A 21,865-nucleotide genomic window follows, 5' to 3' on the forward strand; every position below is an offset into this window, starting at 1 on the left:
TCTCTCGTTGATCGCGCCCTTCAGGTCGGCGAAGCGGCCGCGATAGGCGGTCTCGACCCGGTTGGTCAGATCCCCGCCCGCGATCGCCGACAATGCCTGCGCGAACTCCGTCGTCGCCGAATCAACCACGAGGTTGATCTCGTTGATGCCCTCGACGAGTTCCTTGAGCGGGCCTTCCATATTGCCGACCCGGGCCTGACCGGAGAAATTGCCGTCGCGGGCGTCGGCCACGATGTCTGCGACTTCGCCGAGCAGCTTCTGGACATGAGCCGCCTGCTCGGCGTCGGCCAGCATCGCAAGCTCGCGGTCGCGCCGGTTCTGTTCGAGCGCCAGCGCGTTCTCGCGATAGGTCTCGAGCGCGCCGCTGAGTGCGCCGATCTCATCCGGCGAGGGGGCCGGAGGAATGGCCTGTGCAAAATCGCCCTGCTGCATGCCGTCCAACGCGAATTTCAGCGAGATGAGCGGACGCACGACGCGTCGCTGCACGCCGCGCCAGCTCAGCAGGCAGATGACGACAAGCGCTGCGAGCAGGAAGCCGACCATGCCGAGTTTCACCCAGGCATGATTGAGCTTCTCGCTCGTCCTCGCGCTCATATCGTCGAGCGATTGGGTTACCGCCGACACGATCGGCTCGAAGGGCGCGTTGCACTGCTTCGTCCAATCTTCGGCCGCGATGACAGGGCCCGCGCCTTGGCCGAGTTTGCCGATCAGCTCGTCCATCTTGCGATTGGAGGCGTTGACCTCGGCGGTCATGACACCGATCTTCCGGGCGAGTTCGCTGCCCACGCCCGGCCGGGAAGCGAGCTGCTTCAAGGTATCGAGGGAAGCGTTGGAGACGCCGCGCATTTCACCGAGGCGGCGCAGCTGCGCGGCATCGAGCGCCTTGCCCGAGCCGAAGGCCGGGCGCAGCAGCGAGCATTGCGTGCCGTAATTGGCGCGAACATCCCAGCCTGTGGATTTGAAGCCCTGAAGATCGGCCAGGACGGGGTCGGCGAGGCGAGTGGCGTTGGAGGTTTCGTCCGACGCCTTGACGATCGCCGTCTCGATGGCGCCGACGCTGTTGTACCAGGGCATGGTCGCGGCGAGGCTGCGCTGGGCCTTGGGCTTGCCGGCCTCGGCATAGAGGTCGGCCATCTTGGCGTCGGAGAGCTTCTGCTCCTGCTGGATGCCGCCGATCAGCTCCTTGCGGCTCGGCAAATCCGTGTCCTGCAGCTGCAAGATCGCTTCGGCGATGCGGCTGCGGCTGGTCTCCTCGATCTGCTTGAGGGCAGGGACCGGATCATCCGCGACTTGGATGCTGGTCTGCGCCTGGCCGCGGGCGGAACGGATCATGTTGCCGGCGAGGAGCAAGGCCTTGTCGGCCTCGACCAGCTCCGACAGCTGCAAATTTGTGCGCACCTCCACGATGGACTGCGCCGCCATGTAGGTCAGCGCGCCGATGCCGGGCACGCACAGGCAGGCCATGGTGGCCACGAGATAGTTCTGGATCGATGAGGGGAAGAATTTCACGGCGGGGTCTCGGGGAGCGACGTGCGGCTGGGAAGGCGGTTTACGCAGGCCGAAGAGACGCCTCGGCGCAAGCCGGCCACTCTTCGCGCTCAGCTATCGCCAATTTGATTAAGATTGCGCTTAGCTTCCGCCGCCGCTTGCCTTCCTCTTCGTCCGGCGTCACCTAAAGGCGATGCATCGCCGTCTGGTCTTCGAGGAACCGGTTTCGCGCGCCGCCATCTGGAGCCGGCGGCTGGCGTGGTTTTCGCTCGCGGTGCTGCTCTTGTCGCTTCTGCTCGTGCGGCTCCGTGAGCCAAGCGTCGAAGGGCTCGCGCCTGTCGCCGGTGCCTACATCTTCGTCTTTGCCGCGCTGGGGCTGGCGATCCTGGCCTTCATCCGCATCTGGCAGTCCGGCCATCGCGGCGTCGGCATGGCGGCCTGGGCGATGCTGCTGTCGCTCGTCCTGCTGGTGCCGCTTGGCTATGTCGCGGTGAAGCTGGTGACCAAGCCGGCTCTGTCCGATGTCTCGACCGATATCGACGATCCGCCGGCCTTCAGCCGCTCGCAAGCCGCGCTGACGGCGCGCGGCGGGCGCGTGCCGCCCGACGTGCCGCCCCTGCGCCGGCGTGTGCAGCGCCAAGCCTATCCCAAGGTCGTGCCGATCCTGCTGGAAATTCCGGCCGAGAGCGCCTTCGATGTCGCGCGTCGTGCCGCGAACGGGCTCGGCTGGCAGGTCTTGGAGGCCGCTCGGCCGGGCGGACGCAGCGGGGCGGGGCGGATCGAGGCGGTGGCGCGCGGGCGCTTCCTGCATTTCTCGGAGGACATCACCATCCGCGTCAGGCCGCGCGTCGACGGCAGCCGCATCGACATCCGCTCGGCCTCGCGGCTGGGCAGCCATGATCTCGGCGCCAATGCGGCGCGCATCGCTGCCTTCGCGGATGAGGTGGAGCTGCTGATGGACAACCGCTAGATCAGGCGAGGCGGTAGCGGCTCGACAGGGCGGGAACGGCGTCGCTGGCCTGGACCGCGCCGCGCAGCACCAGATCCTCGAGCTGCGCCAGCACCGAGAGCGCCGCGGCGCCATGCAGGGCTGGAGCCAGGCCCTGATAGATCGCGGGCACCATGGCGGCGATCGTCTCGTCGCCCTGACCCAGGCGGCTGAGGACCGCCGCCTCGCGCTGGCGGCGATGCTGGACGAGCCCGCGCAGGAAACGCTGCGGCTCGGTGACGGGGCCGCCATGGCCCGGCCAGTAGCGCGCATGCTCCAGGCCGCGCAGCTTTTCGATCGAGGCCATATAGGCGGCCATCGAGCCGTCCGGCGGGGCCACGATCGAGGTCGACCAGGCCATGACGTGGTCGCCCGAGAACAGCGTCGCCTCCTCGGCCAGCGTGAAGGCCAGGTGATTGGCGGTATGGCCGGGCGTCTCGACTGCGGAGAGACTCCAGCCCGCTCCTGAAACCGTATCGCCGTCCCGCATCAGCCATTCCGGCTCGTAACCCGTATCGGCTGCGGCATCGAGGACGCGGCCTTCGCCGGGGCCGAGTTCGCGGGAGGGGCGATGCGGCCCGCAGCCGACCACGCGCGCGCCGGTGGCGGCCTTGAGCGCCGGCACGGCGGGGGAATGGTCGCGATGGGTGTGCGTCACCACGATATGGCTCACCGTCTCGCCGCGGAGCGCGGTCAGCACGCTCTCGACATGGGCCGGGTCATCGGGGCCGGGATCGATGACCGCCACCGTGCCATGGCCGACGATGTAGGTGCAGGTTCCCGTGAAGGTCATGGGCCCGCCGTTGCCGGCGATGATGCGGCGCACCAGCGGCGACAGCCTCGCGACCTCGCCGGCCGGCGTCGTCGCGCTCCTGTCGAATTCGATCTCATCCGCCATCTTGCCGTGCCTCGCCGGGCCTGAGCCGATTTCGCCAGGCCGGTTATCCATTCCTGCAAAGCCTGCTCGCTTGTGAGGCTCCGTCGCATTTTCTATAGACGCAATAGCGGCCGCGGCGCGCGGTCTTTTCGGGAAAGGACGACAAGCCCATGGCCGACATGTTCCCCATGCAAGCTTCGACGCTCGCCGGCACGCTGCTTCCCGCAACGGGCAAGCGCACCGCCATGCTGCGCAATGTGGCGCTCGCCTTTGCCGGAAGCCTGCTTCTCGTCGCGGCGGCCAAGATCAAGGTGCCGTTCTGGCCCGTGCCGATGACGCTGCAGACGCTCGCGGTGCTCGGACTCGGTGCCGCCTATGGCGCGCGCTTGGGCGCCGCGACCATGGCGCTCTACATCGCCTATGGACTGGCCGGGCTGCCCGTGTTCACCAATACGCCGCCGGTGGCGGCAGGCCCGCTTTATCTCGTCGGGCCGACGGGTGGCTTCCTGATCGGCTTCATCGTCGCGGCGGCGATTGCCGGCTGGGCGGCTGAGCGCGGTGCCTCGTTGCTGCGGCTCGTCGGCGGGCTGGTTCTGGCCGATCTGGCGCTCCTGGCCATCGGCTGCCTGTGGCTCGCCTTCGGCGCCCAGATGGCGGGCGGCGCGACGGGCGTCGGCCTCGCCAAGGCCTTTGCCTTTGGCGTGCAGCCCTTCCTTCTCGGCGAAGCGCTGAAGATCGCGCTCACGGTCTGCGTGGCCGGGGCGGGCTGGTCGCTGATCGGGCGGCGCGGCTGAGCTGCATGCCTCTCAAGAGAACAAAATCCTCAAGAAGAAAGGCCGGGGTTTCGCGCCCCGGCCTTTTCGTTTCCTGCATGCTCGTGCGCTCGCGCTAGCTCGTCGACTGGCCGCCACCACAGGTCTTGCCGTCATAGGGGCCGAAGAGCGGAGGGAAGTTCCCGCATTTGTCGCAGCCCGAGAGCGAGAGAGCGAGCCCAAGCAGGCCGGCAAGGAGGATGATGCGCTTCATGGCCCAACCGTTCGATTCGATCCGGGCCGCAATCTAGAACGGGACGGCCGCGCGCGACAGTGGCTGCGGCGACCGATGATCGCGGCTCAGTGGCCGAGATCCGCAAGCCAGCCCAGGATGCAGAACGCCGACACGGCGATCAGGGCGATCGTTGCTTTCGCGTCGCTCGGCCAATGATGGTGCATGTTTCGACTCCGTCGCGGGAGCCGTTGCAATAGTCATACCATTTAACGGGGAGGTGACGGTTTCCCCGGTGCCTGGGAGCCCGGGGAAACCGCCGTCTCGACCGCCGAGGGCGATCTCGCCGGTCGACGTTCGCAGTCAGGTTTCGCGGAAAGCCCGCGCCATGCTGTCCTTGAGCGGCTGCAGCAGGTACTCGAAGAAGGTCCGCTCGGCAGTCTGGATGTAGACATCGGCCGGCATGCCCGCCGTTGGCTGGAAGCCGGGAACGCTGGCGAGACTCTTGGCGTCGAGCCGGGCACGCACGACATAGAGATCCGGCACGCCGGGATAGGCTCGCTGCTTCTCGTCGGGCAGGGCGTCGGCGGAAATATAGATGACGCGGCCACTGACCATCGGCGTGGTGCGCTGGTTCAGGGCTGTCAGCCGCACGGTGGCGAGCTGGCTGTGCTTGATCTTGTCGATGTCCTGGGGCCGGACGCGCGCCTCGATGATGAGTTCGTCCTGCAGCGAGACGATCTCCATGATGTTCTTGCCGGCCTCGATGACGCCGCCGGGCGTATGGTAGCGCAGCTTGACCACGGTGCCCCTGACCGGCGCGGCGATGGTCGAGCGATCGAGGATGCCTTTTACCGTATGGATGCGCTCGCGCACGTCGTTGAGGTCGGCGCTGATGTCCTGCAACTGGTCGGAGGCGACCTTCTGAGCGTTCTTGCGCACGCCGTCGATCTGTTCGAGGGAGCGGGCGATACGCTCGCGGGAATCGCCGATGTCTCCGGTGATGCGCCCGGCTTCACCGCCCAGATTGGCGGCCTGGCGCTGGAGCGAGAGCACCTCGGGCTTGCGGATGTAGCCACGCTGCAGCAGCGCCTGCTTGCCTTCGAGTTCCTCCTTCAGCAATCGCGACTGCTGCTGGACGCCGGCCAACTGCACCCTGCTGCCGGTGATCTTCTCCTCCAGCGCGTCGATGCTCTTCTGATGAGCGGCGATCTCGCTCGCGATGTTGTTCTGCCGGGCCCGGAAAGCGATGCTCTGCGCCGCCATCAATGCGGCGATGTCGGGATCACCGCGCCTTTCGGTCAGATGCTGGGGGAAGGAGAAATCGCTGCGGCCGGCGACCTCCGCCCGGAGCCGTGCCTCGATCGCCTCTAGCCGAAAGAGCTTGAGCTCGTGACGGCGCAGCTCGGCGCGCGAGGAGGTGTCGTCGAGCTTGACCAGGGGCTGGCCGCTTTCGACGACATCGCCCTCGCGGACGAGAATTTCGCGGATCACCCCACCTTCGAGATGCTGGATCGTCTTGTTCTGGCCGGTGGTGACGAACACGCCGGTGGCAATGACGGCGCCCGCGATCGGAGCGGTGTTGCCCCAGACACCGAAGCCCATGACCGTCACGGCGACGATGACGACGCCGCTCAACGTGGCCATGCGCGTGCTGCGCGGCACGTCCGCATACCAGGGTTGCGAGATCAATGGCCTTGTCATGAGCCCACTCCCATCTCCTAGAGCATTTCCGCGTTCATCCGGCTCTCCGGCATGCTCTATCTCTTTGTTTCGGCATGTCTTCTTTGCGCGAACCGGCGTCCATCCCGCTCGAAATGCTCCAGCCTCGCGGCGTTTGCCGTCGCGGGTTCCTGTCAGCGCGAGGTCGGTGCGGCACCGTCGATGCTGCGCCGCCCGACGATCAGCGGCAGAATATCGTCACGTGCTCCGATCGCCTGCACGGCGCCGTCCTTGATCATCATGATCTTGTCGACGCTGCGGAGCAGGGCAGGGCGCTGCGTGATCGCCACCATCGTCATGCCGCGCGCCTTTGCCCGCTCGAAGGCGCGCGCGAGCGCCACTTCGCCCAGCACGTCGAGATTGGAGTTCGGCTCGTCGAGCACGACAAGGCGCGGATTGCCGAAAAAGGCGCGCGCCAGACCCAGCCGCTGCTTCTGCCCGCCGGATAGCGGCGCGCCATCGATGCCGATCTGCGTCTCGTAGCCATGGGCGAATTGCGCGACCATCTCGTGGATGTCCGCGATCTCGGCAGCCTCGAAAACGTCGGCGTCGCAAGCGTCCTCGCGCATGCGGGCGATGTTGGCCTTGATGGACGCCGGGAAGAGCTGCACATCCTGCGGCAGATAGCCGACATTCTCGCCGAACTGGCGCGGATCCCAGTTGCGCTGCTCCATCCTGTCGAGGCGGACCGTGCCGGCGGTCGGCGTGATCGAGCCGACCAGCATGCGCGCCAGGGTAGACTTGCCGCAGCCGGAGGCGCCGACGATGGCGAGCGAATCTCCGGGCTCCAGGCTGAAGCTGATGCCGTTGAGGATGACCTTCTTGGTCGGCGGCGGCACGTAGAGGATGCGCTCGACATCGAGGCGGCCCTTGGGGCTCGGAAGCCTCAGGCGATCGAGGTTGAGCGGGGAGGCCTGCAGCAACGCCTTGACGCGCTGGAAGGCTGCCCGCGCATGAATGAAGTTGCGCCAGCCTTCGATCGTGCCTTCGAGCGGCGCCAACGCGCGGCCAGCGACGACGGAGGAGGCGACCACCATGCCACCCGTCAGCTGGCCTTCGAGCGAGAGCATCGCCCCCCAGCCCAGCATCGCCACCTGCGTCCCCAGGCGAAAGAACTTGGAAGCGCCGGTCATCACGATGTTGCGGTCCTGGGCGCTGACCTGAGCCTTGAGGGATTCCGCCGTCTCCCGGCCCCACATCACGACGCCCTCGGGGATCATGCCCATGGCGTTGATGACCTGCGCGTTGCGGGACATCGCCTCCGATTGCAGGTTCGCCCTGGTCGAGAAGGCGCTCGAGCGCGCGAAAGGGGCCGCCGTGAACTGCTGGTTGAGATAGGCGATCAGGAACAGCACGATCGCTGCGACGGTGACGATGTATCCGAGATGCGGATGGATCAGATAGACCGCCAGCAGATAGATCGGCGCGGTCGGCGCGTCGAGCATGGTCAGGATGACCGGGCCGGTCAGGAAGTTGCGGATCTGCTGGAGATCGGCCAGCGTCTGGAACTCACGGTTGGAGCCTGCCTGGGCCGCCTTGGCAGCCGCGGCGAGCACCGGGCCGCCAAGCCGGCTTTCCACATCGACGGCCACGCGCATCAACATGAAGCGGCGGACCATGTCGAGCAGCACATGTGCTCCGATCGCCAGCATGACGATGATCGAGAGCATTGCCAGCGTGTCGAGGCTGCGACTCGTCAGCACGCGGTCCGACATCTGGAAGAGATAGATCGGCACGGCGAGCACGAGCGTGTTCACCACGACCGAGAACACAGCCACGACCATCAGGTTGTGCCGTGCCCCGGCGAGACCCACGCCGAGAACCTGCTTGAAGTCGCGATCGCCGAGGCGCTGTTCGATCGGCGTGCCGCCGCCCGGGCCACCGCCGCCACCGCCGCCATTGCCGCCGCCTCGGCCCCTGCCGCCGTCAGGGGCCTGCTTCAGGGCGTCTGCGTCGGCCTTGGAACGCGGCGTGAGCGCCTCGGGCGCCGGCTGGCCGTCACCACGCGCATCGGCACGGACGTGGTCATTCACGCGCGGCAGCGGCGTCTCGATCCTAGGCGAAACGGTCGGGCTGTTGGTGTTGGCCGTGCTGTCGACCGTGACCGCCGACAGCCCAATCGTCGGGGGCAGGCCGATCACGCGCAGCGGTTTGGAGACGGCAGAAGGCCGCGCTGCGGAGATTGCTTCGCTCTTCTCGGTCATGCCCCTGCCCCGTCTCTCTCGTTCTCGCTTTCAGGTCATGATGTTCGACGTCAGATGATCGTGCTGGGCCGGATCCTGCACCGGCGCATGCCGGCAGTGCGGTTCGGGCTCCTGCGTGGCGTGCTCGGCGAAGGCGATGAGCTCCGGCACGAGCGTGCTGGTGTCGTGGATCTTCACCGTGTCGCTGTCGGTGACGATGTTGACCTGGATCAGCACTGCCTCCTCATAGGCGTGGCCGCCGAGGTAGTTGGAGGTCGACATCAGCCCGGGATCGACGATGAAGGCCTCGTTGAGGGCGCTGTTGCCGCCCGCGGCTATGCCTTGCTCGGTGCCTTCCCTGGCGCTGGCCTGAATGCTCTGGTCGCCATCCACCAAGAAATTGACCTGGGTGATGACGTTGGCATCGTAGTAATCGCCGGCCACGTAGAGGATCTTCAGCGTACCGGTAGCGCCGCCGTAGAGATGCCAGTCCGCATTCGGCTTGAGAGAGGTCGCTCCGGCGGCGAACTGGTCCATCAGTTGGTGATGGGCGCCCAACATCGGCTTGAAGGCCGCCGCGTCGTAGGTCTCGATCGATGCCTTGTTGATGAGGCCGTTGAAGCCGGTGGTGACGGTGGTGTCGTCATCCGCGTTGCCTGTGCTGTAGAGCTTGGCATAGTCCGGATCGAGCACGATATTGTACTGATAGATCCAGTCGGCGCGATGGTAGTTTCCGCCGATGACGATGACGTCATAGTCGGCAATGCCTTGGATCTTCGCGAGGTTGAGCTGCTCGTTCCCGCCGGTGCCGAGATTGAAGTAGGTGCCGGCTTCCGCCTGGACGGTTCGGTCGTTGTCATCCATGCTGTTGAACTGGACGACCGATTTGACGTCGTAGAAGTCGCCCGAGACGATATCGACGCTCCAATGGGGCGTGGATGCTGCGCCCTTGACGTCGATGGTCGCGTGATGCGTCACGAATTCCGCGATGTTGTGGACTTCGTTGCCATGGGTCTCGATGACGGGGGAAAGCGTACCGGCGACGGCGACATCGACGTGGTCGTTGTCGACGAGGATGTTCATCTGAACGATCCCGCGGCTGTAGAAATAGTCGCCGCCGACCATCAACGATCCGACGGCCTCATTGGCGTCGACGATGGCGGCCGCGTTGATCTGCGTGTTGAGCCCGGTCTCGGCCAGCGTCGCGACGCCGCCCGTCGGAGCAGCGACTTCCAGCTTCGCCTCGGTGACCGTCTGGGCGGGGGGATCCTCCAGCCGCCAGGGGGCGCTGTCGAGGATGGTCGGCATGGCGGGATCGGGAGCGCCGGCGACGCCGTCGACGATCCGGCCTTCCGGAGCCGCAGGAACGGCGGTGCCTTCCGGATACGGATTCCCGGTCTGCGCCCACAGGGCGTCGCGCGCCGAAACCATCGCGATGATCTCGCCCGGCCCAGCCTCGAGCGCCTCGCTCATATTCGGGATGCCATCCGGCACGATGTCGTTGGCCTGGTGGATGAGGCTGGCGAACTGACCCTCGAGATGCAGTTCCGGCGGGATCACCGGGCTGCCGTCGGCATTGGTCACGGCGTTCGACGTCACGAGATCGCGGTCATCGGCGAGATTGACCTGCCTGAGTTGCAGGAGGGCTTCGTCGCCGCCCTGTCGATACTCGACCGTGATCGCCCGCGGGGCGGCATGGTACGGCAGGCTCTGCTCGTAGGGATCGGCAGGAAATGGCTTCAAAGGAGGCCGGAATGCGGGCAGTTCCTTGTTCGGAAGACCATGAGGATCCGGCATGGATACCAGCGCGAAGCGCGCATGCGGATCCGGGCTCGATGTTTCCCTGATCGTTGTCGGGGCCGAAGCGAGCTCGTCGAAATCGAGGCCACGTCGCGGCTCGCGCAGAAGGTCGTCGACGTCAGGAGGGAGCGGCGACGGCGTCTCGCCATCGTAGAAGCCCGAGGTCCGCGCGACGGAGTCGGACAGACGCAGATAGCCAATGAACTGCCAGATCGTCTCGGTAAAGCCGCCGGCTTGCATGGCACGATCCTCCCCCGCATCAGGCTCGCATCGGGCGGGAAGATTTCAGGCGCATGTCGCGCAGGGACATGGCGGACCCGGAGCGGAAACCGCGCGGGACGTATGGCCCCGCGCGGTCGCTGATTGTGCCGGTCCTCAGAACGCGTCGTTCGCGTCCCCTCCGACCATTGTCAGGTCGACCGAGTTGAACTGGATGTTGGCCCCCATGACGATCGACTGCGTGAAGGCCTCCTGCGTGAGGCTGGCGGCCGCCGAAGCTGCGCCGATCCCGCTGAAGGTGCCGTCGTCGCCGGTGATCGAGCCGAGATGGGACTCGGCCGAGCCGCCGACGGCCCGCGCGATCATCGTGAAGTCGCCGACGCCGCCCGGGTCGCTCGAGCTCGGATCCCAGCAGGACGTCTCGGCCAGGCCACCCGCCAGACCGCTTGCACTGTAGCTCACGGACGGGTTGTTGAGCGTATCGTTGTCGGCCAGGTTGTTGACCTGATCGAGATTGAAGTTGTTGCCGCTTTCGAGGGTCTGGGTGACCACGTCCGGCATGATGATCGATTCGCTGATATCGTGGATCGTGTCGATATCGATGACATCATTGTCCGATGGCGGAAGGAGGGCCCCCGAGAGGTCAAGATCGACGTTCACGTCGACGTTCACGCAGTTGTTCACGTGATTGTCGACCTGGTTCTCGATGTGGTTGACGTTCTCGTTGAAGTTCAGGTTGCCGTTGGCGTTGAGGTTTCCGTTGCCGTTCAGGTTGAGATTGCCGTTTTCGCTCGAATTGCTGGCGGAGTTCCAGACATCGGTGTCGACGGCCTGAGCTGCATACTGAGCCTGACCCTGTGACTGGCCTTGCCCTTGCCCTTGGCCCTGGCCTTGCCCCTGACCCTGCAGCTGAGCCTGCAGTTCAGCTTGGCCCTGCAATTGGCCCTGCGTCGGATCGTCGTAGCGGCTACGCTGATTGTTGGACTGACCCATGACATGCTCCTGCGCATTCGGGAGACATCGATTGGGTCCGGCTACGCCTCTCTTCTGCGGTGCGCGGCACGGATTTGAGCGATGTCAGTGAGGATGATCGAGCACTGGATATCTTACGCGATACATGGAAGATGGTGCTCAATTTTGAATTTTGAACCGCTTGTTACTGGAGTTTATTTCATTGTTTTTCCTTTCATTATTTTGATTTAAAAATAAATATGTATTTATTGCGTCGCTAAAAGCTTGTAAGGTCTTTTAAATTCGAAAATTGCAATGCATTTCCTGATTAGACACCGCAACATTCGTATTTCAGGACATAAAATCGCATCTAATTCAAATTATTCTTATATTACTGTGTTGTTCTTATGTTTTTTCTCGAAGTTCGTTTTGTCGAACGAGTATTATTTTTCTTTCCTAAGCTCTTTCTACTGTATATAAACAGCCATGAAGGGGCTTATGGGTCAATGTGACGAATCGTTACCCTGCGTTATCGAATCCTTGAATTTTAGTGACCCAGGAGGTGGCCTCGTGACGCTTGCGGCCTTGTGTGCCGGAGATTGGCTATGCCGAATGCCGTCCGCATGCACGACGAACAGGCTGCTTTCCTCTCGCTCGAGGCATTGGTCTGGCGCGGCGCGCCGGTCTGTCCCCATTGCGGGGAAAGCAGCCGGCTCGGCCGGCTGAGCGGGCTCAGCACACCGATCGGCATGTGGAAGTGCTATGCCTGCCGCAAGCCCTTCACTGTCCGGCACGGCACCATCTTCCAGAACAGCCACGTGCCCATGCATGTCTGGCTGCAAGCGCTCTATCTGTTGACGGCGACCGGAGAGCGCGTCAGTTCACAGAGGCTGGGGCAAATTCTCGGAGTGTCCGTCCGGACCGCGTGGCATCTGAAAACGAAAATCAGTGCCGGCCTGGAGTCTGCGAAGGAGCTGCCCGGCTCGTGGCTCGGCGAAAGCGCGATGAAGCGAGTGCTGCGCGAGCCGTTTCCCGACAGCCCTGCGCCGCTCCAGCCCGGACAGGCCGTCTGCAAGGCGCGTTACGAACGCTTCCTTGCGGCGACTGCGGGCGCGGCGCAGCATCTCGACGACACCATTTTCCTGGCGGCTTTGAACAAGCTGCTGAGAAGCCGCGGCGCAGGCGCCGATCCGGCGAGCGAGATGTTGGAGCAACAGCTTGAGTTGAGTCTGTTCGACGAATCCGCAGGAGGCGAGGGCGGCGCCGATGATGAGGGGCTGCGTTGACGATAAGAGTGCTGGCGCGAGCCGCCTTCATCGTCCGCGCGGCGCGGATCATTGCGGCCGGGGACTGCGGCGGAGGCACTGATCGACATGTTCTTCCCAAAGCTTCTGCAGCGCGGGGTCGAGCGATCTGACGGGGGCATCGGGCTCGTCAAGCGCTGTCGAGGGGCGCAGCATCTCAAGAAAAGCAACGGCGCCGCGCGCGCCAGCCGCGAAGGCGGGATCTTCGTGGCTGGTCAGCAGGCAGATTTCCTCCCCGATCAACTCCGGGCCGATGCCTGTGACGGCGTTCAGGACACGAGCCTGAACCGAAGCCAGCGCATGCGAGCGCATCGGCCCGCAATGGCGCTGGGCGATCAATGTAACGAGCGTCGCGAGGAAGCCGATGATCTGCGGATGAAGCCAATCGCCGGCCTGCAAGGTTGCCGTTCCGCCGTGGTCCCGGTGAAGGAACGGATCGATCGCGGCATGGGCCATGCGGCGCGCCCTGCGAATCTTGAGCAATTCGAACATGGCGCCTCCGCTCTGAGCGAAGCCTAAAGGAAACATCCGATGCGCAAGTTCTCCCGAGGACAGGCTGTCTTGCCCCCCCGGCCGGATTTCCGAGCGCTTGAAGCTGCGGCCGCGCGCCCGTCCTCCAGCCGCAGGGTAGCCTTCATGAACCTCGTAGGCGATCTGAATCTCGCCTGGTCGAACAATGAGAGCTTGTTCATCTATGTGCTGATGTGGCTGCTGGGCAGTGACGAAAAGGTCGCGGCGATTGTCTTCGCCACACTCAACACCACGCGCGCGCGGCTGGATCTGGTTCAGCGCCTGGCCAAAATCGCGCTCGCAGACAAGGCCGTGCGTGGCGAGCTCAATGAGATCGTCGAACGGTTTTCGGCGGCGACGCGGATGCGCAATGATCTCAGCCACGCGACCTTCGTTCTCGATGCGCAGGGCGAGATCACGCATACCCAGCACATGAAGGTGGAGGAAAGCCGGGGCAATCTGCGCTTCGGCGTCCGACGGGCCGTCGATGAGGCCAGGCTGGACGAGATTTCCCGCACGATCCGGGAGCTTCATGCTCTCAACCGGCGAATCTGGGATCTGATGCCGATCCTGGAAGTTGCCACGCGGGCCGACAAATAGCCGTCGAGTCGGGGTAGTTGCGGCAATCAACACCGATACGGCGATCAACGCCAACGTCTCGACGCTCGGCAACAGGCCGAGAAGAGCGACGGCGCCGACCGGCAGATCGGCGACTTCGTCGCCGAGGACGCTGCCCCAAGCTGGAGTTGGTCGGAAGCTGACGGCTTCAGCGAGCGGCAAGCACAGTCCAGACGAAGACCGACCTGATCGCCTATGCAGCCGACAGGCGTTGGCCAACGAAGTTGCCGGTATCGTCGTCGGCGGCGTGCCCGCCGCCGCCGGGCGTTCGAGGAAACGTGCCCACAGCCGAGCGTTTTGGAGATCATCGCCGATTTGCCGGCGACAAACTGGCCTCAGTGACGGAATCGGCCCGGCTGCAGATGTACCGGTCGCGTCGGGATCGACGATTTCGACTGGAGCTGCGGTTACTGGCGCGAGCTGTCGGGCGTTGTTCCCGTGGTTCCCGCAGCAGGTTCCTGCGCGAGCTGTTTGGCCAACTCCTGCGCCCCAGTCCGTGTCAGGGCGATGGTGACCGACTCCGTAGTGCCCGGCGCGGTCATCAATTCGAAGCGAACTGCGATGGCGTCCGGCCCTCGGAAGACTTGGAATCCGGCTACCCGAACTGCGGGAATCTCATTGCTTTCAGCCATGGGTTTTCTCCCGTTCCGAAGACGTGACAATCCACCGCTTGCGTCCTCGGAGTCAAAGGCGCTGCTGCGAAGCCAATATCCGGCACAACTCGGCAAGAGCGTCGTAGCGATGCCCGTGCCGAACTCGGCGTAGGCCGGGACCAATGAACTACCTGCGACACCAGCGGCCCACGCAGAGCGCAGACGGGTGTCAATCGCCAGGGCCAGCGCGCCGACGCCGGCCTTCAAAAACAACGAGCCGCCTTCCTTTGCGATGTCGACAGGCATACGGCGTTGCGGCCGAGACGGGGGAATGCAGACGTACCAAGTCGAAGTGGCTAGCGTGAATTGGCAAGACTTTCCTACGAGAGTCGATACCAAATAGGGAGACGAAGGCGGCCGTCGCCGGGCCGTTGTTGGTGCGTGTCGAGATCGCGCGGACTGACAGGGATAAGAGTGAGCGGCGCGATCGAGAGGTGGGCCGTGCCTGTGCAATCTCTTGCTCACTTGGTGGGTCGCCTGCCGGCGCCGCTGCGTAAGGCGTTGCGGCGCGCCATCGGCGGCCAGGGCCATGCCCAGCACTGGACACACACTCTCTGGGCTTGGCACCGGGCCCGGGGTGACAAACGTGTCGACCGCATAGCTCCCGGGCTCGCTGCCCTGATCCGAGACACCTGTGGTTCCGTAAATGGGCTGTCCTGCCTTGAATTCGGGAGCGGGCACCTGCTCTCGGAGGCGCTGGTCTTCTGGCTGGCCGGGGCGACGCGGGTCGCAGCGGTCGACTATTATCCCCTCTTGCGTCTGCATTTCGCGCGCCGCGCCTTCACGTTGGCCGACCGCAGCGCGCTGCTGGCGGCCCTGGCGCCGGCGGCGCCGGCTGCGACCGTTACGGAACGGATCGCCCGCCTCGATCAACTCGGCCGTTGGACTCTGGAGTCGCTTTCAGAGCTGGGGATCGACTATGTTGCCCCGGCTGATTTTTCCCGGGCGACGGAATTTGCCGGCGCCTTCGACCTCATCCACTCCGCCTCCGTGCTTGAGCATCTTCCGCTCGCTGACAGCAGGGCCATCGTCGCCAACACGCAGGCCGCATTGCGCCCCGGTGGCGTTGCCCTACATGCCATCCATCTTGAGGACCATCTCGATTTCCGGCACAATCCGCTTGCCTTTCTCGCTGCGGACACGGACTGGCGGGAGGGAGACGCTGATGCGCGCGGCAATCGTCTGCGCGCGTCAGACTGGTTGAGCATCTTCCGATCACTGCCAGCTGCGCAGGTTGAGATTCTGTGGGAGGTCGTGCGAGAAGACGCTCCGCTGCCGCGCATCCTCGATCCTGTATTCGCAGGCTACGCCGAACGCGATCTGCGTATAGGTGGCATCGTGCTCTCGGTGCGCTCTGGCGACTAGGCCGCCGAGCGGTGCGCGGGCCATCCTCGCCCAGCTCCCCACGCAGTGATCTACAACCCAACGACCGATAAGCTACAGATCATGTCGCTGTCGCGGCCCGCAGCCCTCAACGTCAAGCGGTCCCAGGTCACCGCAGAGCGAGGCGGGTCGAGCCAACTCACCGGGGACAGCATTATCACCCGCGTAACCGGCTACTGTTCTGTCAGCTCATCGTTCCAGGGTGGCAGCACTTTTGCCAGCGGCGTTCTCACATTCGGCGCTGGCGATGCCGGCTTGTGGGATTTGTCGGCCCATGCTCGGAAATCATTTAGCAATGCGCCGGGTCGCGGATGGCGGCACCTATCCCGTCGACGCGGTTGCCATGGTTGCCAACAGCGATGCGGTCCAGGCACATGTGAATGGCGACTTCGCCACCTGCGCGGTTGTGAAGGACGAGATCGAGGCTGGCACAATCACGACCATGGCCGAGGTCGATGCGGCTTTCGCCGATTTACTTCCGGACAAATGAGAAGCATCATTTTGCTCAAAGCCTCAGAAAGGGCCGGGAGCGATGCAAACAAATGCTAAGCCGCAATCGTAGCCTCGACGGCCTGAGAGGCTTTGCGGTAATTCTCACATTCTTGGTCCACTTTTGTGGGACCTATATGGCGACTTTTCGGGGTGGAAACCCAAACGTTGTTCGTTTTGCCGAGTGGGAGAAGGCGCCGGACCGGCTGCTGTATTGGCTTTTTCATTCCCATCATGGCGTCTATATCTTCTTTATGCTCAGCGGCTTTCTCATCTGCCGCATCGCGCTTAAGAAGCCCTTCCGGTATGGCGCATTCGTCGGCAAGCGAATGGTGCGGGTTTACCCCGCATTCCTGCTGTCATTGATCGTTTGCGCTGCGCTGGGGCCGTTTCTTCATATCCCGCCTGCGACGTGGCAAACAGTGGGCATGAACCTTCTGTTTCTGAACGGGGTGCCATCACTGGCCGTCGCCGGAATTGTCTTTAACAACGTCACTTGGTCTCTTTTCTACGAGATGTCTTTCTATCTCGTTTTCCCCTTGGTCATTATGGCGGCGCGCTGGGCCAGCGTTCCCGTTCTGCCAGCCATTATATTCGCCGGCCTGGCCGCGTCATACTTGCCTGCGGTTGCCGGATTTTACTCCGAATTTTTCCTGTTCCTGTTTGCCGGGGCGCTAATCGCAACCCTTAGCCAAACGGCCGTAAGGGCCGTCGTCGAGGCTTTCCCCGACTACACGGTCATCACCCTCTATCTGATCATAACCAGCTTCTTTACCTTCGGCTTGTTGACGACATCTCAGTTTGTTTGGGCCTTCGCTGGGTGCGGATCGGTTATTCTCTGCAAAGCGATTGATGGGCAAAGCGCGTTGGCTCGGACCTTGGCCTGGAAACCCCTGTCCGAACTCGGCCGCATCTCCTACTCCTTCTATTTGCTCCATTCGGTCGCTATCAGTCTCGTCTTCAACTGGTGGTGGGTACTGTACATCCAGCGGTTAGGTCCGGCGGTGAATGCTGCTTATTTGGGCGCGATGGCTTTCGTGGGCTCTACGATCTTTGCCTGGATCTCCTACCAACTGGCGGAACGATTCTATTTCAAAGCTCATGCTCCGGTCGACGTTAGAGCGGCCGAGTCGGCTTAGCTCTCAACCAGCGACAGCGTAAGCAAAGAGGTCGGTGGTGCCGGACCAACTTGGCGTGCCGAAATTGAGGCAAGGATCGCCCCGATTGAGCGATTTTTGGCTAGCGGCTGATTACGAGCGGCATCGAGACGACAACGGCTACTGCGAACACGATCGCGGTCCGCAACCACACCGCTGAATTTCGGGCACTGAACAGCATCGTCTCGGCCTCGCATTCCGTGGTCTGACCTAACGGAACATAGCCCGCCGCAGCCGGCAAGCCGGCTGATCTAAACCCGCCCGCCTCCGGGCGGCTTTTCCACATCCGGAGAATTCCATGGACACGACCGCCATTCCGTGGGCGCTGGTCGCGCTCGGCTATTCGCTTGTCGTCGACGGCAAGCCAGGACAGAAGACGAAGGCTGCCGTCCAGGCGTTCCAGGTCTCGCATGGCCTGCATGTTGACGGCATCGATGGGTCGAGGACCGAGGCGAAACTGAGGGCGGCAGTTTCCGATAAACCGCAATTGCAACCAGTCGGCATCGATCGCGCGAAGTTCTTCGCCTTCCTGCGCTCAGGCAAGGCGCCAACCGTGCGCCTCTGGGAACGGGCTGTCCGGGGTAGCCGGACGCCGTAGGGCAGGGCACCCTCGATCGCGAAAGGCCGGCTCGGATTCGGGCCGGCTTTTTTGTTGCTTCGGCTTGAGTTTCTGTCCTGGTTTCTGTCCGGCATTGAAAAGGGGCCTTTCGGCCCCGTTCTCAACTACTTGATATTTCTCGGGAATTTTGGTCGGAGTGGCAGGATTTGAACCTGCGACCCCCTCGTCCCGAACGAGGTGCTCTACCAGGCTGAGCCACACTCCGATTAACTGGTGGCCGGCTTATAGCCAGCACGCGGGCGCGGCGCAACAGCTCGTTTGCAGGTTGGGGATGATTTCTTGCGAAGGTCCCCAATGCCCGTAGCGAGGCGGTTGCGCATGACGACGACGCGTTCTAGAAGGCGCGACGCGTTGGGGCGTCGCCAAGTGGTAAGGCAGCGGTTTTTGGTACCGCCATTCGGAGGTTCGAATCCTCCCGCCCCAGCCAGCTTCCCTGGACGATGACATCTTTCATTTTGGGACGGCCGGCGAGATGGGCGGTCGCGAGCTCAAGGCTGCGGCCAGAAGTCGGCCCAGGACGACAATGAACAGGTCCGGGCGTTCGGGATATTCCTGCGGGTCGAATGCCAGGCACAGCACCACAGGCTGCTGATGAGGTGCTTTGATCGGCCAGAAATCGAAGCGCGAGGCGTCGAAAGGGTACAATCCCGCTCGCATAAACCGGCCTTGATCGAGCGATGATTGCGCTGCGGCCAAGTCGGTCGCGCTGGCGGCTATGGGCCCCAGAGACGAGATGATTTCAAGCCGCCCGTCTCCGGGCGTCATCACCGCCACCGAGACGTGGAACATCTCTTCAAGCGCCGCCGCGGCTCTATTGGCCATGTCTCGAGGGTGGCTCGCTTCGGATACGGCGGAGCTGAAGGCCTGCAAAGCTTGTTCCTGCCGGAGCCGCACATTGATGGCCGTTTGCCGTCGGGCCGCCAACGACGCCAGGCCGCTCGCCATACCGCCGACGACGAGAAGCAATCCGATCGCCCAGATGTTGCCGGGATCGTTGACCTGGAACGAGAAACGCGGCGCGGTGAAGAAGAAATTATAAGCCGATGCGCCTGCCACAGCGGCGAGCATCGAGGGGCCAAAACCAAATATGATGGCAACCACGATGACGGGCAGCACGTAGACAAGCGAAAGGTTTGGAACCGACGCCACGCTTTCCAGGGCGGATGCAATCACCGTCGCCAAGGCCGTGAAAGCCAGAGCGGCGAGATAGCCGGCCGCGACCGGAAAATCGGACCGACCCCGATACGCTGCACCGGCGATGGGATCGACGGGGAGCGTATTTGCATCCTGCATGCCTTCCGGGTTCGCCATGGCAAGCCTCCCACGATGACGGGCTGCCGCTGGCGGCCGCCACCGAGCCCGCGCTCTTGGATTTAGGATGGGGCGCATAGAGTTTCCATGTGAGAAAGCCTTATCGGAAATAGGAATTCGGTTGAGCAGGTCCGGTGGTTGCCACCATCGGCGAGAATGCTGGGACGGCCTGTCAGGGCAGGCTCGAAACGCCCGAGATCCGTCCGTCGGCGTATCGGACCGGGCCGGGATCAGCGGCGACGCCGACATGTGCAACCCCGGGTCGATTGACTCCGTCGCTTGGTTTGTTCTTCTAATGTTCTCTTTTCGAGGATGAGAGCAATGACAGCCGAGCCGCTTGGCGAGCCGCCGGAAGCCGACGAATTCGAATGGGAGATCGTCGAGCTCGTCGACGAGTATGGAACCGAGCGGGCCGCTTTGCGGGCGACATACCAGATGTTGAAAGCGGTCCTCGCCGATGCCGATCGCGCGGTTTCGCGAGGCTTCGTGCGCGGCCTGTTCTCTCAGGGAGCGCGGCCGGCCCGCAATGCGGATGACCTGGCGAAAGGGCGAGGGGGCGCACAAAGACCACAGCCGGACCCACCCGCTTCGGGTTGAAATCCAGCTTCGTGCCGGCGGCCACGGCGATCCGTCGCGGGGCGGCGTATTGTCCTTAGGGACAGGTGTCGGACCTGTGGGATGATAGTAATCGTCTGGTCAGCGAGAATTTCCCGGTGATGACGATTGAAGTCGTGGTCCGCACAGGCCACGATACCATGCTGGACGCGCGCGTGGCCGTATATATGCGCATGGCCCGAGAAGACATTCAGATTTCGGCGGTGGCAGTGGTCGATCGAGTGCCGCCGACAAGCAAATGAGCGTCACTGCGGCGCGAAACCCAGATGGCGTTTCGGAGCTGTTGCGAGGTCATGCCATGCATCTGCGAATTGTGTTCGTCAGCGTCATCGTCAGTGGGCTCGCCTCCCAGGCGCTCGCGCAGACGGCCGCGCCGCCGCCACAACCTCAAGCGCCCGCCGCAACGCAGGCGGTGCAGAGCGAGCAGCCTCTCTCCGCCGCCGAGCTCGATGCGCTGGTCGCGCCGATCGCGCTCTATCCGGACAACCTGCTGGCGCAAGTGCTGATGGCTTCGACCTATCCGCTCGAGGTGGTGCAGGCGGATCGATGGGTCGCGGGCAGCAAGAAGCTCAAGGGCGACCAGCTCAAGGCCGCAACCGACAAGCAGCCCTGGGATCCCAGCGTAAAGTCGTTGGTTGCAACGCCCTCCGTGCTGGCGATGATGAGCAAGAATCTCGACTGGACACAAAAGCTCGGCGACGCGGTCCTGGCGCAGCAGCCGGATGTGATGGACGGCGTCCAGCGGATGCGGACGCGCGCATACGATGCCAAGAAGCTGTCGTCCGGCTCCCAGCAGAAGGTGACGGTCCAGCCGGCCACCGGCAGCAGCAAGCAGACGATCGTGATCGAGCCGACCAATCCGGACACGGTCTATGTGCCCTATTACGATCCTGCCGTGGTCTACGGCACCTGGCCCTATCCCGCATACCCACCCTATTATTTCCCTGCGCCGGGCTATATCGCCACCGGCGTCCTCGCGACGGGCCTCGCCTTCGGCACCGCTTACGCGCTGGGGCGCTGGGCCTCGGGCGGATACTGGGGCGGAAACGTCAACTGGGTCGGCGGGGGCATCAATATCGACCGCAATCGGGTGACGCATTGGGAGCACAATCCGCAGCATCGCCACGGCGTGCAGTATCGCAATGATGCGGTCAGGCAGAAATTCTCGAACAGCAATATCCGCGCCGGGGCCGAAGGCCGGATGGACTTCCGCGGACGCAGCGGCGAGCAGGTTCTCCGCCCCGAAGGCGGGCGCGGCGGGGTGGGAGCTGGTGCCGGCGCGAGACCGGGGGATCGTCCCGGAGCAGGTGCCAGACCTGACCGTCCAGGCGGCGATCGGGTCGCGGCAGGCAATCGGCCAGCCGGTGGGGACCGGGCGACACGCCCCGGCGGCGGGCGCCAGAACGCGGACCGTGGCCGGGGCTCGGCACCGCCGCGGGCGAACACTCAGCCGCGTCGTCCTCAATCCGGAGCAGGGCGTCCGGGACCGGCGCGCGAAAGCGCCTTTAGCAACATGCAGCCGGGTAGGGCCGCGAGCCTTCAATCCCAGCGCGGACGCGCCAGCATGGCGCGCATGCCCGCAGGTGGCGGCCGAGCGATGCATGCGGGCGGGGCGCGCATGGGAGGCGGAGGATTTGGCGGCGGCGGGCGCGTGGGCGGTGGCGGGCGAATGGGCGGCGGCGGTGGTCGCGGAGGTGGTGGCGGGCGCCGTTCCGACATCCAGCTCAAGAACCACGTCGTGCTTCTGGGCGTGATGGAGAACGGGCTCGGCTTCTACCGTTTCGCCTATAACGGCTCCCGCACCACCTATGTCGGCGTGATCGCGCAGGAGGTGCAGGGTGTCGTGCCCGCGGCGGTGCATCGCGGCGCGGATGGCTATCTGCGGGTCGACTACCGCCAGATCGGGGTTCCCTTCCAAACCTTCGACCATTGGAGGGCCTCGGGCTCGCGGGTTCCTGCCGGGAAGCTCTGAAAATGAAATGGCGTCGTCATCT

20 protein-coding genes and 2 tRNA genes are annotated in these 21,865 nt (G+C 64.0%); 11 read left to right on the plus strand and 11 right to left on the minus strand.

The genetic code is table 11. The features are described 5' to 3' along the window. The coding region (locus AB4Z16_RS13525) for a HAMP domain-containing protein (protein ID WP_441511876.1) at positions 1-1,509 on the minus strand (1,509 nt) is incomplete at its 3' end. Between the two features lie 172 nt (positions 1,510-1,681). On the opposite strand from AB4Z16_RS13525, the gene AB4Z16_RS13530 reads away from it, so the two are divergent. After that, on the plus strand, positions 1,682-2,458 hold the full coding sequence (locus AB4Z16_RS13530; protein ID WP_441511877.1) for a DUF1499 domain-containing protein: 777 nt from the start codon (positions 1,682-1,684) through the stop codon (positions 2,456-2,458). Position 2,459: 1 nt separating this feature from the next. On the opposite strand, the gene AB4Z16_RS13535 is transcribed toward AB4Z16_RS13530, so the two are convergent. Continuing rightward, positions 2,460-3,374 (minus strand): MBL fold metallo-hydrolase, encoded by a 915-nt coding sequence (locus AB4Z16_RS13535; protein ID WP_441511878.1) that lies wholly within the window; start codon positions 3,372-3,374, stop codon positions 2,460-2,462. A gap of 149 nt (positions 3,375-3,523) precedes the next feature. On the opposite strand from AB4Z16_RS13535, the gene AB4Z16_RS13540 reads away from it, so the two are divergent. Beyond that, a complete protein-coding gene (locus AB4Z16_RS13540) occupies positions 3,524-4,147 on the plus strand; it encodes a biotin transporter BioY (protein ID WP_441511879.1) in 624 nt (207 codons plus the stop codon). Positions 4,148-4,241: 94 nt separating this feature from the next. Here AB4Z16_RS13540 and AB4Z16_RS13545 read toward each other — a convergent pair whose 3' ends face one another. From AB4Z16_RS13545 to AB4Z16_RS13565, 5 genes are all read right to left on the minus strand, one after another. After that, positions 4,242-4,379, minus strand: coding sequence for a hypothetical protein (locus tag AB4Z16_RS13545; RefSeq protein ID WP_441511880.1), 138 nt, complete (start codon positions 4,377-4,379; stop codon positions 4,242-4,244). Between the two features lie 321 nt (positions 4,380-4,700). Further along, positions 4,701-6,041: an HlyD family type I secretion periplasmic adaptor subunit gene (locus AB4Z16_RS13550; RefSeq protein ID WP_441511881.1), complete on the minus strand. Its 1,341-nt coding sequence runs from the start codon at positions 6,039-6,041 to the stop codon at positions 4,701-4,703. 152 nt (positions 6,042-6,193) lie between these two features. Further along, positions 6,194-8,263, minus strand: a complete 2,070-nt coding sequence (locus AB4Z16_RS13555) for a type I secretion system permease/ATPase (RefSeq protein WP_441511882.1) — start codon at positions 8,261-8,263, stop codon at positions 6,194-6,196. Positions 8,264-8,293: 30 nt separating this feature from the next. Continuing rightward, positions 8,294-10,282: a hypothetical protein gene (locus AB4Z16_RS13560; RefSeq protein WP_441511883.1), complete on the minus strand. Its 1,989-nt coding sequence runs from the start codon at positions 10,280-10,282 to the stop codon at positions 8,294-8,296. Between the two features lie 135 nt (positions 10,283-10,417). After that, positions 10,418-11,254: a hypothetical protein gene (locus AB4Z16_RS13565; RefSeq protein ID WP_441511884.1), complete on the minus strand. Its 837-nt coding sequence runs from the start codon at positions 11,252-11,254 to the stop codon at positions 10,418-10,420. Positions 11,255-11,817: 563 nt separating this feature from the next. Between AB4Z16_RS13565 and AB4Z16_RS13570 the strand changes: the two genes are divergently transcribed. Next, complete coding sequence (locus tag AB4Z16_RS13570) at positions 11,818-12,498, plus strand: transposase (RefSeq protein ID WP_441511885.1); 681 nt, start codon at positions 11,818-11,820, stop codon at positions 12,496-12,498. A gap of 48 nt (positions 12,499-12,546) precedes the next feature. Here AB4Z16_RS13570 and AB4Z16_RS13575 read toward each other — a convergent pair whose 3' ends face one another. Next, entirely contained in the window at positions 12,547-13,806 is a 1,260-nt protein-coding gene (locus tag AB4Z16_RS13575) for a hypothetical protein (protein WP_441511886.1), read from the minus strand. A gap of 245 nt (positions 13,807-14,051) precedes the next feature. After that, positions 14,052-14,543, minus strand: coding sequence for a hypothetical protein (locus AB4Z16_RS13580; protein ID WP_441511887.1), 492 nt, complete (start codon positions 14,541-14,543; stop codon positions 14,052-14,054). A 168-nt stretch (positions 14,544-14,711) separates the two neighbouring features. Here AB4Z16_RS13580 and AB4Z16_RS13585 point away from each other — a divergent pair, with 168 nt between their 5' ends. The 4 genes from AB4Z16_RS13585 to AB4Z16_RS13600 all read left to right on the plus strand — a co-directional run bounded on the left by AB4Z16_RS13585 (position 14,712) and on the right by AB4Z16_RS13600 (position 17,924). After that, positions 14,712-15,662 (plus strand): methyltransferase domain-containing protein, encoded by a 951-nt coding sequence (locus AB4Z16_RS13585; protein WP_441511888.1) that lies wholly within the window; start codon positions 14,712-14,714, stop codon positions 15,660-15,662. 313 nt (positions 15,663-15,975) lie between these two features. Then, positions 15,976-16,170, plus strand: a complete 195-nt coding sequence (locus AB4Z16_RS13590) for a DUF4376 domain-containing protein (protein ID WP_441511889.1) — start codon at positions 15,976-15,978, stop codon at positions 16,168-16,170. A 52-nt stretch (positions 16,171-16,222) separates the two neighbouring features. Next, positions 16,223-17,308, plus strand: coding sequence for an acyltransferase family protein (locus AB4Z16_RS13595; protein ID WP_441512212.1), 1,086 nt, complete (start codon positions 16,223-16,225; stop codon positions 17,306-17,308). Positions 17,309-17,624: 316 nt separating this feature from the next. Next, complete coding sequence (locus AB4Z16_RS13600) at positions 17,625-17,924, plus strand: peptidoglycan-binding domain-containing protein (protein ID WP_441511890.1); 300 nt, start codon at positions 17,625-17,627, stop codon at positions 17,922-17,924. 149 nt (positions 17,925-18,073) lie between these two features. On the opposite strand, the gene AB4Z16_RS13605 is transcribed toward AB4Z16_RS13600, so the two are convergent. Continuing rightward, positions 18,074-18,150 (minus strand) — tRNA-Pro (locus tag AB4Z16_RS13605). A gap of 147 nt (positions 18,151-18,297) precedes the next feature. Between AB4Z16_RS13605 and AB4Z16_RS13610 the strand changes: the two genes are divergently transcribed. Next, a tRNA-Gln gene (locus tag AB4Z16_RS13610) sits at positions 18,298-18,372 on the plus strand. 23 nt (positions 18,373-18,395) lie between these two features. On the opposite strand, the gene AB4Z16_RS13615 is transcribed toward AB4Z16_RS13610, so the two are convergent. Further along, positions 18,396-19,256 carry a DUF4118 domain-containing protein gene (locus AB4Z16_RS13615; RefSeq protein WP_441511891.1) on the minus strand — a complete coding sequence of 287 codons (861 nt, stop codon included), beginning with the start codon at positions 19,254-19,256 and terminating at the stop codon, positions 18,396-18,398. A gap of 321 nt (positions 19,257-19,577) precedes the next feature. On the opposite strand from AB4Z16_RS13615, the gene AB4Z16_RS13620 reads away from it, so the two are divergent. The 3 genes from AB4Z16_RS13620 (at position 19,578) to AB4Z16_RS13630 (ending at position 21,843) form a co-directional block, all read left to right on the plus strand. Beyond that, entirely contained in the window at positions 19,578-19,853 is a 276-nt protein-coding gene (locus AB4Z16_RS13620) for a hypothetical protein (RefSeq protein ID WP_441511892.1), read from the plus strand. 119 nt (positions 19,854-19,972) lie between these two features. After that, on the plus strand, positions 19,973-20,113 hold the full coding sequence (locus tag AB4Z16_RS13625; protein WP_441511893.1) for a hypothetical protein: 141 nt from the start codon (positions 19,973-19,975) through the stop codon (positions 20,111-20,113). Between the two features lie 56 nt (positions 20,114-20,169). Continuing rightward, positions 20,170-21,843 carry a DUF3300 domain-containing protein gene (locus AB4Z16_RS13630; RefSeq protein ID WP_441511894.1) on the plus strand — a complete coding sequence of 558 codons (1,674 nt, stop codon included), beginning with the start codon at positions 20,170-20,172 and terminating at the stop codon, positions 21,841-21,843. Positions 21,844-21,865: the final 22 nt, after the last annotated feature.

Origin of the sequence: Allobosea sp. TAF32 (assembly GCF_052113585.1) — a bacterium.
Classification (GTDB): domain Bacteria; phylum Pseudomonadota; class Alphaproteobacteria; order Rhizobiales; family Beijerinckiaceae; genus Allobosea.

Excerpts from the sequence above, each read along its gene's own strand:
- AB4Z16_RS13540 (WP_441511879.1), top strand. The coding sequence starts at position 3,524 with ATGGCCGACATGTTCCCCATGCAAGCTTCGACGCTCGCCGGCACGCTG.
- AB4Z16_RS13570 (WP_441511885.1), top strand. The coding sequence starts at position 11,818 with ATGCCGAATGCCGTCCGCATGCACGACGAACAGGCTGCTTTCCTCTCG.
- AB4Z16_RS13615 (WP_441511891.1), bottom strand. The coding sequence starts at position 19,256 with ATGGCGAACCCGGAAGGCATGCAGGATGCAAATACGCTCCCCGTCGAT.
- AB4Z16_RS13565 (WP_441511884.1), bottom strand. The coding sequence starts at position 11,254 with ATGGGTCAGTCCAACAATCAGCGTAGCCGCTACGACGATCCGACGCAG.
- AB4Z16_RS13550 (WP_441511881.1), bottom strand. The coding sequence starts at position 6,041 with ATGACAAGGCCATTGATCTCGCAACCCTGGTATGCGGACGTGCCGCGC.
- AB4Z16_RS13590 (WP_441511889.1), top strand. The coding sequence starts at position 15,976 with ATGCGCCGGGTCGCGGATGGCGGCACCTATCCCGTCGACGCGGTTGCC.
- AB4Z16_RS13530 (WP_441511877.1), top strand. The coding sequence starts at position 1,682 with ATGCATCGCCGTCTGGTCTTCGAGGAACCGGTTTCGCGCGCCGCCATC.
- AB4Z16_RS13580 (WP_441511887.1), bottom strand. The coding sequence starts at position 14,543 with ATGCCTGTCGACATCGCAAAGGAAGGCGGCTCGTTGTTTTTGAAGGCC.
- AB4Z16_RS13625 (WP_441511893.1), top strand. The coding sequence starts at position 19,973 with ATGACGATTGAAGTCGTGGTCCGCACAGGCCACGATACCATGCTGGAC.
- AB4Z16_RS13545 (WP_441511880.1), bottom strand. The coding sequence starts at position 4,379 with ATGAAGCGCATCATCCTCCTTGCCGGCCTGCTTGGGCTCGCTCTCTCG.
- AB4Z16_RS13595 (WP_441512212.1), top strand. The coding sequence starts at position 16,223 with ATGCTAAGCCGCAATCGTAGCCTCGACGGCCTGAGAGGCTTTGCGGTA.
- AB4Z16_RS13535 (WP_441511878.1), bottom strand. The coding sequence starts at position 3,374 with ATGGCGGATGAGATCGAATTCGACAGGAGCGCGACGACGCCGGCCGGC.
- AB4Z16_RS13555 (WP_441511882.1), bottom strand. The coding sequence starts at position 8,263 with ATGACCGAGAAGAGCGAAGCAATCTCCGCAGCGCGGCCTTCTGCCGTC.
- AB4Z16_RS13620 (WP_441511892.1), top strand. The coding sequence starts at position 19,578 with ATGACAGCCGAGCCGCTTGGCGAGCCGCCGGAAGCCGACGAATTCGAA.
- AB4Z16_RS13560 (WP_441511883.1), bottom strand. The coding sequence starts at position 10,282 with ATGCAAGCCGGCGGCTTTACCGAGACGATCTGGCAGTTCATTGGCTAT.
- AB4Z16_RS13600 (WP_441511890.1), top strand. The coding sequence starts at position 17,625 with ATGGACACGACCGCCATTCCGTGGGCGCTGGTCGCGCTCGGCTATTCG.
- AB4Z16_RS13630 (WP_441511894.1), top strand. The coding sequence starts at position 20,170 with ATGCATCTGCGAATTGTGTTCGTCAGCGTCATCGTCAGTGGGCTCGCC.